General features: G+C 35.4%; 13 protein-coding genes. 4 read left to right on the top strand and 9 right to left on the bottom strand.

The window, feature by feature from the left end; genetic code table 11:
- The first annotated feature begins 125 nt into the window (after positions 1 to 125).
- On the top strand, positions 126 to 1565 hold the full coding sequence (locus AC1RPJ_RS06190) for an amino acid permease (protein ID WP_481761757.1): 1440 nt from the start codon (positions 126 to 128) through the stop codon (positions 1563 to 1565).
- A gap of 140 nt (positions 1566 to 1705) precedes the next feature.
- Positions 1706 to 2539, top strand: coding sequence for an undecaprenyl-diphosphate phosphatase (locus AC1RPJ_RS06185; RefSeq protein WP_481761758.1), 834 nt, complete (start codon positions 1706 to 1708; stop codon positions 2537 to 2539).
- A 35-nt stretch (positions 2540 to 2574) separates the two neighbouring features.
- Here AC1RPJ_RS06185 and AC1RPJ_RS06180 read toward each other — a convergent pair whose 3' ends face one another.
- The 6 genes from AC1RPJ_RS06180 to AC1RPJ_RS06155 form a co-directional block, all read right to left on the bottom strand.
- Positions 2575 to 3288, bottom strand: coding sequence for a hypothetical protein (locus AC1RPJ_RS06180; RefSeq protein WP_481761759.1), 714 nt, complete (start codon positions 3286 to 3288; stop codon positions 2575 to 2577).
- Between the two features lie 115 nt (positions 3289 to 3403).
- The gene (locus AC1RPJ_RS06175) at positions 3404 to 5503 is read right to left on the bottom strand and encodes an L-type lectin-domain containing protein (protein WP_481761760.1); all 2100 of its coding nucleotides are present in this window, start codon (positions 5501 to 5503) and stop codon (positions 3404 to 3406) included.
- A gap of 51 nt (positions 5504 to 5554) precedes the next feature.
- Entirely contained in the window at positions 5555 to 7978 is a 2424-nt protein-coding gene (locus tag AC1RPJ_RS06170; protein ID WP_481761761.1) for a hypothetical protein, read from the bottom strand.
- 137 nt (positions 7979 to 8115) lie between these two features.
- Entirely contained in the window at positions 8116 to 9045 is a 930-nt protein-coding gene (locus AC1RPJ_RS06165) for an alpha/beta hydrolase (protein WP_481761762.1), read from the bottom strand.
- Positions 9046 to 9176: 131 nt separating this feature from the next.
- On the bottom strand, positions 9177 to 9929 hold the full coding sequence (locus AC1RPJ_RS06160) for a DUF4811 domain-containing protein (protein WP_481761763.1): 753 nt from the start codon (positions 9927 to 9929) through the stop codon (positions 9177 to 9179).
- Positions 9929 to 11389 (bottom strand): MDR family MFS transporter, encoded by a 1461-nt coding sequence (locus tag AC1RPJ_RS06155; protein ID WP_481761764.1) that lies wholly within the window; start codon positions 11387 to 11389, stop codon positions 9929 to 9931. Before AC1RPJ_RS06155 ends, AC1RPJ_RS06160 begins: the two co-directional genes overlap by 1 nt.
- A gap of 172 nt (positions 11390 to 11561) precedes the next feature.
- Between AC1RPJ_RS06155 and AC1RPJ_RS06150 the strand changes: the two genes are divergently transcribed.
- The gene (locus AC1RPJ_RS06150) at positions 11562 to 12017 is read left to right on the top strand and encodes a MerR family transcriptional regulator (RefSeq protein ID WP_481761805.1); all 456 of its coding nucleotides are present in this window, start codon (positions 11562 to 11564) and stop codon (positions 12015 to 12017) included.
- A 56-nt stretch (positions 12018 to 12073) separates the two neighbouring features.
- Here AC1RPJ_RS06150 and AC1RPJ_RS06145 read toward each other — a convergent pair whose 3' ends face one another.
- From AC1RPJ_RS06145 to AC1RPJ_RS06135, 3 genes are all read right to left on the bottom strand, one after another.
- A complete protein-coding gene (locus AC1RPJ_RS06145; RefSeq protein ID WP_481761765.1) occupies positions 12074 to 12277 on the bottom strand; it encodes a hypothetical protein in 204 nt (67 codons plus the stop codon).
- Complete coding sequence (locus AC1RPJ_RS06140; protein WP_481761766.1) at positions 12255 to 12485, bottom strand: helix-turn-helix domain-containing protein; 231 nt, start codon at positions 12483 to 12485, stop codon at positions 12255 to 12257. Before AC1RPJ_RS06140 ends, AC1RPJ_RS06145 begins: the two co-directional genes overlap by 23 nt.
- Before the next feature lie 154 nt (positions 12486 to 12639).
- Positions 12640 to 13749 (bottom strand): NADH-dependent flavin oxidoreductase, encoded by a 1110-nt coding sequence (locus tag AC1RPJ_RS06135; RefSeq protein ID WP_481761767.1) that lies wholly within the window; start codon positions 13747 to 13749, stop codon positions 12640 to 12642.
- Between the two features lie 225 nt (positions 13750 to 13974).
- Here AC1RPJ_RS06135 and AC1RPJ_RS06130 point away from each other — a divergent pair, with 225 nt between their 5' ends.
- On the top strand, positions 13975 to 14982 hold the full coding sequence (locus AC1RPJ_RS06130; RefSeq protein ID WP_481761768.1) for a DUF1002 domain-containing protein: 1008 nt from the start codon (positions 13975 to 13977) through the stop codon (positions 14980 to 14982).
- The last annotated feature ends 36 nt before the right edge of the window (positions 14983 to 15018 follow it).

Raw genomic sequence — 15018 nt, 5'->3', positions numbered from 1 at the left:
TATTTACTTCTTATAGTATGTATCACAAAATTTGATTGTACTTTATTTCATTTTTCTTTATACTTAACCATAGCTATCACTGCACCAGTATCATAAAATATTTTATCCATATGGAGGCTATTATTTTGCTAGAATCAGAAAAAACATTACGTTGGTATAACGTTGCTTTAATTGCATTCGTTTCCGTTTGGGGACTTGCAAATGTCTTTAACAACTTTGCTAACCAAGGACTCACTGTTATTACATCTTGGATTTTAATCATGATTTTTTACTTTGTTCCTTATACTTTAATTGTTGGTCAATTAGGCTCAACATTTAAAGATGCCAGCGGTGGTGTGTCTTCATGGGTGAAAGAAACTTCAACCAAGAGACTTGCCTACTATGCAGCTTGGACTTATTGGGTCGTACATATTCCTTACCTAGCACAAAAACCACAAGGTATTTTAATTGCCTTTAGTTGGTTATTCAAAGGTAACGGAAATTTCGTTAATGAAACTTCTGCTATGACCGTTTCACTTATGGGCTTAGTCATTTTCATTTTCTTCTTATGGATTGCCTCAAAGGGACTTGCTACTTTAAGTCGAATTGGTAGTGTTGCCGGAACAGCAATGTTCGTTATGTCATTATTATTCATCTTGTTGGCAGTTTCAGCGCCATTCATGACGCATGCTAAAATTCAAACACCTGATATGGGTGCCATTAAATCATATCTACCTAACTTTAACTTCGCCTACTTCACAACGATTTCAATGTTAGTTTTCGCTGTTGGTGGTGCTGAAAAGATTTCTCCCTATGTTAATAAAACAAAAAACTCAGCTAAAGAATTTCCAAAAGGAATGTTAGCATTGGCCGCAATGGTTGCCATCTGTGCTATTTTAGGTTCGTTCGCTATGGGATTCTTATTTAACGGAACTAACATCCCTGATGATTTAATCACAAATGGTCCTTACGAAGGTTTCTTACGTCTTGGTAGTTTCTATCACGTAGGTAATTTATTCATGATTCTATACGCAATTGCCAATGCGATGGCTCAAATTTCAGCGCTTGCTTTCTCAATTGATGCACCATTAAAAATTCTTTTAGGTGATGCTGATCCAAACTTCATTCCTAAAAGCTTGTCAAAACTTAATAAAAAAGGAACTCCCGTTAATGGTTATGCCATGACTGGTGTTTTAGTTAGTATTTTAATTATCATTCCTGCAATCGGGATTGGTAACATGAACGCATTATACAAATGGTTATTGAACCTAAATGCGGTTGTCATGCCTATGCGTTATCTCTGGGTATTCTTCGCTTACATGCTATTAAACAAACAATTGAAGAATTTCAAAGCCGGTTACAAGTTTGTTAAGAATCCTGTCGTTGGTTACATTGTTGGTGCTTGGTGTTTCTTATTCACTGCATTCGCTTGTATCCTAGGAGTTGTTCCTAAATTAAACTACTCAGATAGCCCTTCTAACTACTTGTTCCAATTAACACTTAATATTGTCACACCACTTGTCTTAGTTGCATTAGGTTTAATCCTCCCTGCAATTGCACGTCGCGGTAACAAAAAAGCCCTATAAAATTAATCTTAACTAAAATCTTATATTCACAAATAAACCTTATGCCTAAAAGCATAAGGTTTATTTAATTTTATGGTTTTTAATTTTCATATTAGGTATACTAGAGCAGTTAAATAAAATTTTGGAAGGAATCTATTTGTATGAATATTATTGTTATGTTAAAAGTTATTATTTTGGGAGTTGTCGAAGGAATTACAGAATGGCTTCCTATTAGTTCAACGGGACATATGATTTTAGTTGACGAATTTTTACAACTAAAAGAAAATGCTGCTTTCATGGAAATGTTCTTCGTTGTTATCCAACTGGGCGCTATCCTAGCAGTTTGTGTGTTGTATTTCCATAAATTAAATCCTTTTTCTCCAAAAAAATCGCAATTAGAAAAAAGAGATACGTGGTCTCTATGGAGTAAAGTCATTGTAGCTGTACTTCCAGCTGCTGTGATTGGGTTAGTTGCTGATGACTGGTTAAATGCGAAATTATATAATTTCCCAGTTGTTGCCTTAATGTTAATTATTTATGGTGTTTTATTCATTATTATTGAAAACAAAAAAGCCGATGCTGTTCCTTCTATTACATCATTCAATCAAGTTACTTACAAAACAGCGTTACTAATCGGTGTTTTCCAAGTTCTTGCTTTAATTCCCGGAACATCACGTTCTGGTGCAACTATTTTAGGTGCCATTTTATTAGGGACTTCTCGATTCATTGCTGCTGAATTTTCATTTTTCTTATCAATTCCAGTTATGTTCGGTGCCAGTCTACTCAAATTAGTTAAATACTTCCATAATGGTTATAGCTTTACCGGTGATCAAACAGCCGTCTTATTACTTGGTTGTGTAGTCGCATTCTTAGTTTCAATTGTTGCAATCAAATTCTTGATGGGTTACATCAAGTCGAAAGATTTCAAACCATTTGGTTGGTACCGTATTATTTTAGGTGCCTTGCTACTCGTTTACTATTTCTTCATTAAATAATTAGACAAAAAAACGCCGATAATATCGGCGTTTTTTTATTTAGTTTTCTTGGCTGGTGCTTTTTTCTTAGTAGTTACTTTCTTTACAGCCGGTTTCTTTTTAGCGGGTACCTTTTTGGCCACGGGCTTTTTCTTGGCTGCCGCCTTTACAGTTGTCGTTTTTTTCTTTGTTGTCGCTTTTTTTGTAGCCGTCGTCTTTTTAACTGCTGGTTTCTTTTTAACAGCTGGTTTTTTCTTAGCTGGAGCTTTCTTTTTCTTTTCAACGACAACTGGTTCTTTTTCTTCAATAATAGGTGGATTTTCAAGGAAAGCTATCTTTTCAGCAATCATAGTTGTGCTTGTCATATTATGATCACTGGGGTTTTCTAAATAATTAGTCACAGATGTAATTTCATCGATTCTTAATTTAGATGCGTTCAGAATTGGTGACTCAACAATCAGATAGACATTAACTTCTGCTTCATCTGTTACTTCATTAAAGAAGCTGGGTAACTTTTTATAATATTTGTATGGTAAATTAAGGATATTTGCTTCAAGTGTAAAAATTGCGGTACCTTCAGGATATTCAATCATCAATTGAACTTCTACAAGCTTACCATCCCGTACATTGTTTTCTAAATCAGCATAACACTTAGCGAATAATTCTGGTACACCAATCGCTTGGACATCTTCTGGTGTGGCAGTATAAAAAATCTTTGTGTACGCCTCTAACTCAATAGCGGACATGAATTGTTCAACGGTCATTTTCATTAGTTATCTATCCTCCGTATTCTCTCTACATAGTCCATAATATCCTAGATGGCAATAATTGCAAAACATAAATAAAAAAAGGATAACTTTTGTTATCCTTTTTCACTAATACTACTTATTTAGTTGGTACATTACTCAAATTCCATTGCACTGAAGCATCATATTCTTCACTTCTAACCTCGCTAGGTTTAACACGCAATAGAATTCCCGTATCTTTTGCCCACGTTTTAGTTATCTGGTTAGGAGATGAGTTCCCACCCGCAATATCTATCGAATGGTCTTTTAAAGGTGTCCCAATATCTGTCGCTTTTTCTTTGTAAATTAATGCATCTTTTAGCACAGTGCCGCTGGCTCCAACAACATCAGTTCCAGTCAGCTTTAAATTCCATGTACCTGGTACCGATGCAACTACCTGTATACTTAATTCTTCTACAGGGCTATAGGTTGTTTCTTCGTTGGGTATTGGAATATCACTTTGTCCAAAATTTAATGCACCCGTTACCGATGCTATTTCTAAAACACCTGGATCATTAACAGTGATAATTTCTTGACCCGTTACTGAATTACCATATTGATCTTCAACACTTACCGTATAAGTATTTTTTCCAACGTTTAACTTATCTGCAGGCAGCACTTCAGCGTAGTCAATGCTACCCAACTTATTGAATAGCATTGATTTATCACTAAAGGCTTTACCATTCAGCATCGTTGTTATCGTAACGTTATCATTTTCCATTAGTGTATCTGTTTTAACGTTACTCGTAACTTTAATCGACTGACCACTATCAATTGTTTTATCAAGCAATCCTGAAAGTGTCATCTTCTGCTTTAATGCCTTAATGGTAAACGTAGCTAGCTGAGATCTTACTATCGTATTTTGACCATTAAATGTACTAATTGGACTTGTTACTTTGGTATCTGTAGCAACAATTTTAGCTGTCCCATTCATACTGATCGTTGCTGTATCATTACTTTTTGATAAGTTTTTATTTAGACTTGATGTAATGACACCATCTTTAGTTGTTGTATCAAATGTTTGCGTTGTTCCATCGGCGTATTTAATGATACCTTCTTTGTCTAACGTCACAGCATTAGGCGTTTTTAACGAAGCAACGATTTTTTTCCAATCTTGCTTTCCATCATTGTATTTCAAAGTTGTTTGAAGATTAAGTTTATCCCCGCTGTTAGCAATTCCTGATGCGGTAATGTCCTTATTGTTCTGGGTAGTATCTGTCACTTTTTGCGTCGCCGTAACAGAAACTAAATCAGATATTTCTTCAAACATCACTAAATTTGTTTCCCAGTTACCGCCTGTTGCGCCCGTAAATCCCCAAGTCACTTGACCATCAGTGCTCGCAAATTTACTTTTATCAATTGGAACTGTCTTTGCAAGACCACCACCTAATACATCACCCGTACCGGGGACTTTATCTCCAATAGTATAGGTCATTGAGCCGGCAGTTGTAGACGTTGATTTATAATCAATTGACACATGCCACCATCTTCCATTAGATAAGTCAGCGACAGCAAGTAGTCCATCATGAGTTAATTTATTATACTTACTTAAAAAACCATTTTGTTCATAAGTAGCCCTTTGATTAGGATAATTGCTTGCCAGATGATTGTCTTGGATAGTGTTTAAATTATCAAATCCGTTACCCTTGCTTGCCTCACTATTTTTATGTGTATCAAATTCTAACGCCCATGAATTTTTAATAGCTGTTCCTGCAACGGTAGATTCTGATCCACCTTTATCAACACCCCAAACACCTAATGATTCGCCTCCACCAGAAATAGCACTGAGACCACGGCTATCATTTTGTAAAACAAAAGCCATCCCATCACCAGAATTAGCACCCTGATTACCGAAATACATCCACATTGACATTTTATTATTTTTATTAAGATTAAATTTATTGTTTGCTGTAGACCAGGCAGATCCCACTTGGTTAGTTGCATCCGTAATTTTTATAATTGATTTATCTGCGTTATCTGCTGTTTCAGAAACAACATTACCACTAGCATCGAATGTTACAATTTTTGCATTATTTTGTGTTCCTGTTGTTCCAGGTGTCAAAAGTCCATTTGATACTAATGCGTCTGGTGCCGATGCCACTGCGTTAGAATAATCATCAGCATTAACACCTGTAGAGCTAAGCCCTAATGTCACTAACACACCTGTAAAAAGTACAGCTTTCAGCCGTAATATTGTCATAATCCTATCTCCCCCCGGACATTTGAATTTAACCGACAATTAAGTTTATTATTAATTATTTGGTACATTCGTTAGCGTCCAATCTAATTCAGAACTATAGGTTTCAGCTACTTTAATTTCACTTGGTTCAACATCCAATACAATTCCAGAATCTGCTGACCAACTTTTTTCAACCGTAGTTGCTTGACCTACTCCTGTAGACACTATTGTACCATACGTTGGAGAAAGCGGTAACGTGTTTTCCTGATTTGAATTACGAAACCCAATAGTTGAATGCTTTAAAGTACTTTTATCACTTGCTGCAGTTAGTGGTCCTGCAGTCACAGACAATGTCCAGTTTTTAGCTGCTGACGTTTCTAACTTAAGCATATAGCTTGAAGCACGGTTTAAAATACTTCTTTTCGCTGGTATTTTATTATTAAAATTAATTGAATCATCTGATGAAATACTCAACAATCCTACGACAACAGAGATTGTTTGGTTATTAGAAATGTTTCCTTCAGAATCAACCGAATAAATAGTTAACTCGTGCGTTCCAATGGCAAACTTAGTTGTATCTAGTGCTACACTATGATCTTGTGTCGAACCTGGTTTAGTATTTGTATATTTTTCTAATTCAACAGGTGTTCCAGTACTTCCTTCTTTATAGTACGTTGTTAACGCTGCACTATTATCAGCTACTTGGAAAATCAATGTATATGGCGCTACAACGGTTCCTTTATTATCATTTAAAGTTAAAACGGGTTTAATATTAATTTTTTGTGTATATTTTTGCGTCGTATTACCATCTGGATCTGTTACTTGAACATTATAAGAATATTCGCCAGTGGTTAGTTTGTCCTTTGGAATCGTTACGTTAAATGTACCATCCGTTGCGACATCACCCTTAATAGGTGTTGTATCCTCATTAAGTGTCACACTGGCCGTTGTTCCTTTAGCAAAAGTTCCACCTAAACTAGATTTTACCGTTCCACTAATCGTCGCATCCGTTCCATAATTAATATCAATATCTTTAAGGCCATCAATCGTTAAGGCTGTTTTTGGTGATGCTTTAATCGTATAGCTAATAGGATTAGAATCAATCATTGCATTGCTTCCGATGAATTGACCTGCTGAAACAGTCACTGGTGTATCCACTTCAACTGGCATTACTTCACCGATAAATGAAATATGTGAACTTTGTCCAGGTGTAGATAATTCAGGTATTTGCGCGCCGGATAACCCAGCAGGGTCACTTCCATAGATATTACTAGGAAATTTTCCTGTACCAAAATCGTTAGGTATTTCATACCCAGTCCATTTTATATTATTAGCCGGGTATTTTAAATATCCACCTATGCCTGTCCACGATTGTTTTCCACTATCGTAAGTTACGGTAGTGTTGAATTTTACTTTATCTCCAGCTTTTACTTCTCCATTAGCCGAGACATCCTTGTTATTTTGTGTAATATCCGTCATAGTTTGTACCGCAGTCGCATTAACAAGACCTGGTACAGTTTCAAACATAACTAAGTTATTTTCAAAAGAGTCACCCGTTGACCCTGTAAATCCCCAACGGATTTTACCCGTTGTAGAATTAAATTTCGATTTATCAATTGGAACACTTGCCGTCTGCCCTGTCTGACTTGTATCTTCAGTAGGATCCAAGTCTTCTGTTCCTGAAATTGGTTTTTTATCATCAATCGTATATGTCATTGACCCAGCACTCGCACTCACTGATTTATAATCAATTGTCACATGATGCCATGCCCGATTTGATAAGAACCCATTATAATTAATAAGGCCTAAATGATTTAGTTTAACTGAAGAAGAGATTGTATGATTATCCGTGTATGTTGCCTCAACAGCTGGATACCCACTACCAATATGGTTAGGTGCTAAACTAGGATCTAAATCAAATCCGTTTCCTGAACTATTACCATTATTCAAATGAGTATCAAATTCTAGCGCCCAACTATTTTGAATAGCGCCTCTAGCAGTATTATTGGGGGATCCCGTACCCACTGAATCGTCTCCCCAAACACCTAACGTTTCACCTGCTTTAGTTGCAATAGCAGCATTTCCTTTTGCATCATTTTGAAAAACAAGTGCCATCCCATCCCCAGCAGTATTCGTTTTGCTACCAAAATAAATCCACATAGAAGCTTTACTACTTGTATTAATATCAAATGAATTTTCGTCTGTTGACCAAATTGCTGCTTTTTGATTCTTAGCATCCGTAATTTTAACCATCGTTTTAGCAGCCAGATTAGTCGAATTAGGATCTTTATTGGTATCGGTTAATTCGACCATACCACTAGTTGCTACTACTCCAGCACCAGTACCCGTCTGGAATAAATTTGTCATTAAAATTGCTCGAGGTGCTGATGCTTTTGCAGAATCATAATCCGCATCTGCCTTGATACTTGTTACATTAACTAAAAAGAATAACCCAAAAGTTAGTAGTGTTAATTTTAATTTATTATTAATTTTCATGTTGGCCCCCACCTATTTTCCCCAAAGTTCATCTATAATAACTAATATGATAGCATGATACAGACAAAAAAAAACATCAAAAATAGAGGGTACCCCCACACTTTTTGATGTTATTTAAAAAATAAATGATTTTATTATTAATCTAAATTATCATTCATAAACTTAACGACTTTTTTAGTATATAATTCTGGATCCTTACTGAACGCTTTTCCGTGACCTGCGCCCTTCACAATCCACAATTCCTTCGTACCTGCTGAGGCTTTGTAGTTGTCATAAACCATTGCGCTAGGAACGAAATCATCCTTGTCGCCATGAATGAATAATGTTGGTAATTTATTTTTCTTTAATTGTTTAACAGAGTCAGCTTCTGCAAAAGAGTAGCCCGCACGTAACTGAGTTACCCAACTAGAAGTTGTTATTAATGGTTCTTTTGGTAAATTGAATTGGAGTTTCAATTGATAAGCTAACAAATCTTCAACATTTGTATAACCACAATCTTCAACAATTGCTTTAACTTGAGTTGGTAACTTTTCACCACTCATCATCATGACAGTAGCACCACCCATGCTAACTCCAAACAAGCCAATCTTTTGATCTGTTCCCTTTTCGGCAATTAATTTTTTGGTCCATTTAATGTAATCTAAGCGATCTTTCCATCCGAAACCAATATAATCGCCCTGACTTTTACCTTGGCCTCGATCATCTGGCGCTAAAACGTTATAGCCATTATCATGAAATAATTTTATATATGAAGCCATACTTTCTTTATTTTCCATGTAACCATGTGCCACAACAACTGTTTTTAAAGATTTAGTTGCCGCCGGTACATAGTCAGCAACTAATTTTAAATTTTCACCTGCTGATGTTTCTGTCCAGTTTTCTTTTTTAGTACTGGCCAACCATTTTTTTGCTTCAATTGTTCGCTTTGGTGTTCCTTTTGATGTTCCCGTTAATGTTTTTTCTGTATTTTGAATGGCATAGTGATAGAGATAGAAACTACCCCCTGTAATTGCAACCGCTAATAACACTAAAATACTGACAATCCAAATTATAATTTTCTTTTTCATTCAAAGAAACTCCTTTATCGTTTATGCCATTAACGTATTATAGCATTGTTTATTTTATAATTCACGTTTTAATTTAAAAAAATAACCACATTAGTTGGATAAACTAGTGTGGTTACTAAATAAATAACGGTTTATTTAATTTCTTTAACTTCTTTTAATACGTTTTGCATTACTTTTGCTTTTGTTTGTGCCTTGAAAATTGTTGTTGCTTGTTCTGCAATCTTAGCTTGATCAGCTTTCGAGATTGATGCATCTTTCATCATAGCATTTGTGACAGCTGCTTTAACAAAAGTAGCACCATCCGCAGCAAGTTTAGCTTTTCCTGCCTTTGTATTCATTTTAGCTGCTTCTACTTTAGCAATTTTAGGCATGGCCTTAGCTTGCTTAACCGTTAATGTTGTCCAACTCTTTTTAACGTAGAATGTATGCGTACGTTTTACTAAAGTTTTATCGTTATTAGCGATACCAAACATTAATCGATACCCATTACCTTTATAAGTCCAACGGGTTTCTTTAGTAACTAATTTGTTACTCTTAGCATTTTCAACAATCTTGCTAGTTGTATCGTCTGTCTTAGTTGCCTTTGTTTTCTTTTGTGATGCCGTATTTTTATAAATAACGACTTTTTCAGATCCATCTGTACCGATAGGCTGATATAGTAACATGTCCATCTCTTTAGAACTAGAAGCTAATTGTTCTGTCTTAGTTGTCGTTACTTTTTCCATTCCATAATGTGCACTGTAGTTAGCAACAATTAAGCCACCTGTAAGAATAATACAAAGTGCAAAAATGCCACCTAAAATGTAGCTCAGTACATTATTACGGATGAGGTTCCACGTAAGGAAGAATAAAATAATTGAAAGAATTAATAATAAAATAATCATTATTTATTACCTCCATTTTTTAAAACTTGTTGTTTTGATTTTAAGAAGAATGAAAATCCGAGCCCAACCACACAGAAAACGACTGCGATGATAAAGGCAGCATGATAACCACTTAATGTCGCATCAATAGCTTTTGTTTTGTAATCTAATGGTGCCGATTTAAGCATTGATTTAGCTGGTAATGCAGCTGTTGTTACATTTGTTAGAACGGAAATCATAACCGCTGTTACGATTGAACTTGCGATTTGACGAGCTGTATTATTAACAGCCGTTCCATGACCCATCAAGTTAGCTGGTAATGCATTCATCCCTGATGTTGTTGTTGGCATCATAACCATTGAAATCCCAAACATACGAACTGCATACATAATTGTGATGTATAAAGTTGGCGTATCTTTTGTTAAGAAAACGAATGGAATTGTACCAAGTGTTAATAAGAACATACCACCAGTTGCCAATTTCTTAGCACCATAAATATCGAATAATCGTCCCGTTATCGGACTCATAATCCCCATCATTAAAGCACCAGCCAATAAGGTTAATCCTGACTCAAATGCGCTATCTCCACGTACAATTTGGAGATACATTGGTAGAATCATTTCAACACCGATCATAGCCATGTTAACAATTGAACTTAAAACGGCTGCAATTGTGTATTCTTGGGAAGCAAAAACACGTAATTCCAAGAAAGGATTTTCCATTGTTAATTGACGCCATATGAATAAACCAATAAAAATAACACCCACAACAAGGAAACTAAGTACTGAGGTACTTCCCCAGCCGTTATCTCCAACTGTTGAGAATCCATAAAGTAAGCCACCAAATCCAATTGTTGATAAAATCAATGATAAGACATCAATTTTAGATTTGTGTGTTTTGATGACCGGTTTCATAAACCAGAAAGAAGCCACAAAAACAATTCCTACTAATGGAATAATCATACCAAAAAGATCACGCCATGAAGCATTATCAATAACCCAACCTGAAAGTGTAGGTCCAATTGCAGGAGCTAGTCCGATAACTAAACCGGCAAGTCCCATTGAAGCACCACGTTTTTCGGGTGGGAAAATTGAAAGCATAATCGTTTGTAATAAAGGCATTGTTACCCCAACACCGACTGCTTGAACTAAGCGAGCTGTTAACAATACCCCAAAATTAGGTGCGATAAATGCTAAAACTGTTCCTAATTCAAAGATACCAATAGCACCTATGTATAACCATTTGGTATTTACACGACTACTTAACCATGCACTAACTGGAATTAAAATCCCGTTGACTAACATAAATCCTGTTGTTAACCATTGAACAGTTGACGTTGTTACGTCAAATTCATCCATTAATGTTGGAAATGCAGTTGCTAAAATTGTTTGATTCAAAACCGTACAAAATGTCCCTACTAATAAAATTGCAATTAGCATGGGGCGATTATATGGTTTACCCTTTGCATCTAATCCATCCATACTTAAAACCTTCTTTTTCTTTAATTTATCTTCGAAGACTAATATAAGACTATCTCGCTTTAATGTCAAGTAAGTTGACAAACGTTTTAATATATATATAATCAGTATAGTAAACATCACAATGAGATTGTTAGATAAATTTTTATTTAGGAGGTATATTCGTTTGGCAGATATGGACGATATTGCAAACATTAAAGATTATGCAAAAAGAATGGCCGTTATTATGAAGAATGATACATTTTCAATCGGAATCGGTGAAATTGCCGAAACAACTGGGCTCACTCAGAGTCAAATTCGTTATTGGGAACAAAAAGGCTTTATTGATTCTATTAATACTAATAAAAATCAGAATAGAAAATATTCTTACCATACCTTATCAATTATTCGATTAATTAAATCTTACTTAGACTCTGGATTTACACTTAAAACAGCTGCCGCTAAAGCAAATGCCCATAAAGAAATGGGTAAAATGGTTCGTCAGATATTTACGGATCGTTTCGTTGGCGTGGAAGAAATCGATGGTTTACCCTGTATTAATCTCGGTTTCTTTGATAAAGAAGAAACTCAAACGTTATACATTGTCATTCATGATGACTCAACTGAAATAAAAGTTGTTCCGGTAAAATAAAGAAGCTTTCAATACTTGTTTGTAGACAAGTATTGAAAGCTTCTTTATTATCATATCTATTTTAGACCCATAATCCCCCATGCAATCATGCCAATGAGTGCAAAAATAATCCAGTAATAGCGAGCTAGGAATTCCCACCCATTATTAATCGGTTTATATTGCCACTCACGCCATCTATGATTTTCGTGCCAATCTTTATCTGATTCATCTTCTTCTATAAATCGTTTAATTCTAGTTTTAAACTCTGACGTTTTTTTCACTGGCATCGCCACCAAAAAGTAATATTTCTACAGGGACGTCTAAAATTTTGGCTACCGATTCAATTTTTCCCAAATCAGGTTCAGCTTCTCCTGTTTCCCATTTTGATACAGCTTGTCTTGATACAAACAATTGATTTGCCAATTCTTCTTGTGACATTTTTTTCTCTTTACGTATTTTAACGAGTTGTTCCGCAAATATAATTTTCATCCCTATAACCTTCTTTCCTCTATTTAACATCTCAAATATTAGCATACAGCAAGGGGTGCAACAGGCAACCGCTAGTTGAAAGGGCCGCAACTAAAAATAGCATGCGGCAAATTAAATTTGCAACACACTATTTGTCTAGATTTAGTTTTGTTTTTTAATCAACTAACCGCTCAGGCATCATATCTTTTAAAAATTCAACAGCACCATCGCTAACCATTAATTTTTCCCGATCATTTTTAGCTAAGGTTCTTTTTATAGTTTCTTCTTGTCCATTCAATAACTTTGATGTCCACTTAGGATCAATTAAGAGTGAACGACCAACGGCTACTAAATCAGCGTTAGCCAAAACACCATTAACATCTTCCCGAGTCCGAACATCTCCTACCCCGATTAATGGAACACGACCATTTATCTTTTCTTGGACATAATCCATTCTTGATTTTTCATTGAAATTTATATTTCTCGAAACACTATTATACTTACCTAATGAGATATGTAGATAATCTAATTTTTTATCAGCAAGTTTATCAATCAAAATCATTGAATCTTCCATACTAATACCTGGCTTTTCATATTCTTCAGGCGAAAAGCGGTAACCAACAATAAAATCTTTTACACCTGATTGATCAACACTCTCAATAACACCATCAACTACATCATTAATGAATTTAAATCGCTTATCAAGCGTGCCACCCCAAGCATCATGACGTCTATTTGAGTGTGGTGAAAAAAATTGTTGTAGTAAATACGTATTCGCACCATGCAGTTCAACGCCATCAAATCCCGCTTTAATTGCTCGTTTTGTTGCTGATTTAAAGGATTCAATCAACTCTAAAATTTCAGTTTCTGACAATGCTTTAGGAATTTCTGCGTCTGGTCTTTCTGCCGCAACAGCACTGGCTGAAACTGGTAATTGTCCTCTAAGTACCGTTGAATTTGTCATACGACCCGCATGGAAAATTTGTAAAATAGCTTTAGTCCCATTCTTTTTGATTGCCGATGCCAATCTCGTTAGCCCGGGAATAAACTTATCATCATAGATGGCAAGTGAGCCTTCCCAACCTTTTCCATTTGCTTGGACACTGGTAGCTGCCGTAATAACAGCCCCAACTTCGCCTGAATGTAGTGCATAATAATCTGATTCATCATGTGTAACAACTTCATCATAGTAGCTCATCTTAACGGTCATTGGCGCCATTAAGATTCTATTTTTCAATTCCAATCCCCGCCTGAATCTAAAGGTATCCGTCATCTTTTTTGTCATCGTTATTCTCCCATTCAGTCGTTAGTTTTATTTAAATTAGTCATACCATACTACTCAAAATTATGTTGCTAGATTAAATGATGCGCTCATTGTCTCACTTACAAAGAAATCTCTCAATGATGATAAATCTTAATTTTTTCTATTATTCAAACTCAATTATTATGATTCCTTCATCAGATAGGTATAATAAAATTAAAATACATGCTATTTAAGGAGCAAACCATTATGAAATTCAGACAATTAATTTATACAGTAACTCTTACAACATTAGCTGTCTTGAGTCTAGGATCTGTTGCCTCTGCTGCAACTAATGATTCAAGCTCAGCTTCATCAACATCGGGCACAACAACTGACTGGTCAAATCCAGTTGTCACATTAGGAACAAGTTTAACAGATTCACAAAAATCAGGAACACTTTCAACTTTAACAGCTAGCTTAAACGGTAGTTCTTCATATTCGACATTACCCGTAAATGGCGCAACTTTAGTTAAATATCTCAATAGTTCTGGTGGCTCATTTACATCAACTTCAGGTGTCTGGTCATCTGCTATGGTTCAAAAAACGAGCAGTGGTTCTGGTATCAACGTTGAAATTTTAGACTACAATGGTAAAAATAACATCACCACAATTACAGAAAACCAATATAAAAACGCCGCATTAACAGCTGGTGTAACTGATGCCAATATCTATGTCACTTCTGCTACACCAATAGATGGATCAGGTGCTTTAGCTGGTGTTTATGCAGCCTTCGCTACAAACGGGGACGCTCTAAATACAAAACAAGTCACTGCCGCACAAAATGAAATGTCGACTTTAAGTGACATTACACAAGCCAATAAAAGCAAAGATGGGTATACTGATTCACAATTGAATAACGCTGTAGCCGGTGCTAAAAATGATATGGCTAAAGAAGGTAGTTCTATTACAAATAATCAAATTACTACTATTGTAAATAACCAAATCACAAATAATAACTTAACAAATGTCATTACTGATAATCAAAAACAAGATATTATTGCCGTGTTAATCAAGATTCGTGATTCAGGTGCTTTAGATTCATCAAATTTCAAATCACAAGCAAGTAAAGTTGCAACAAATATTCAAGATGGTGCTAAAGATATTTTCAGCAAATTAGACACAGCTGAAAATCGAAACTTCCTACAAAAAATTTGGGACGCAATTGTTTCATTTTTTAACGCTATCTGGTCAGCTATTAGTTCTTGGATTTCATAAATAAAACTAACCATATAGGTTTTAAGAAGAACTTAC

The organism is Dellaglioa sp. CoH-57-MRSF-17, assembly GCF_056782015.1.
This window is presented reverse-complemented; position numbering and strand designations above follow the sequence as displayed.

Coding starts and splice junctions, on each gene's coding strand:
- AC1RPJ_RS06155 (WP_481761764.1), bottom strand. CDS start 11,389: ATGGATGGATTAGATGCAAAGGGTAAACCATATAATCGCCCCATGCTA.
- AC1RPJ_RS06185 (WP_481761758.1), top strand. CDS start 1,706: ATGAATATTATTGTTATGTTAAAAGTTATTATTTTGGGAGTTGTCGAA.
- AC1RPJ_RS06150 (WP_481761805.1), top strand. CDS start 11,562: ATGGACGATATTGCAAACATTAAAGATTATGCAAAAAGAATGGCCGTT.
- AC1RPJ_RS06175 (WP_481761760.1), bottom strand. CDS start 5,503: ATGACAATATTACGGCTGAAAGCTGTACTTTTTACAGGTGTGTTAGTG.
- AC1RPJ_RS06160 (WP_481761763.1), bottom strand. CDS start 9,929: ATGATTATTTTATTATTAATTCTTTCAATTATTTTATTCTTCCTTACG.
- AC1RPJ_RS06130 (WP_481761768.1), top strand. CDS start 13,975: ATGAAATTCAGACAATTAATTTATACAGTAACTCTTACAACATTAGCT.
- AC1RPJ_RS06170 (WP_481761761.1), bottom strand. CDS start 7,978: ATGAAAATTAATAATAAATTAAAATTAACACTACTAACTTTTGGGTTA.
- AC1RPJ_RS06140 (WP_481761766.1), bottom strand. CDS start 12,485: ATGAAAATTATATTTGCGGAACAACTCGTTAAAATACGTAAAGAGAAA.
- AC1RPJ_RS06180 (WP_481761759.1), bottom strand. CDS start 3,288: ATGAAAATGACCGTTGAACAATTCATGTCCGCTATTGAGTTAGAGGCG.
- AC1RPJ_RS06165 (WP_481761762.1), bottom strand. CDS start 9,045: ATGAAAAAGAAAATTATAATTTGGATTGTCAGTATTTTAGTGTTATTA.
- AC1RPJ_RS06135 (WP_481761767.1), bottom strand. CDS start 13,749: ATGACAAAAAAGATGACGGATACCTTTAGATTCAGGCGGGGATTGGAA.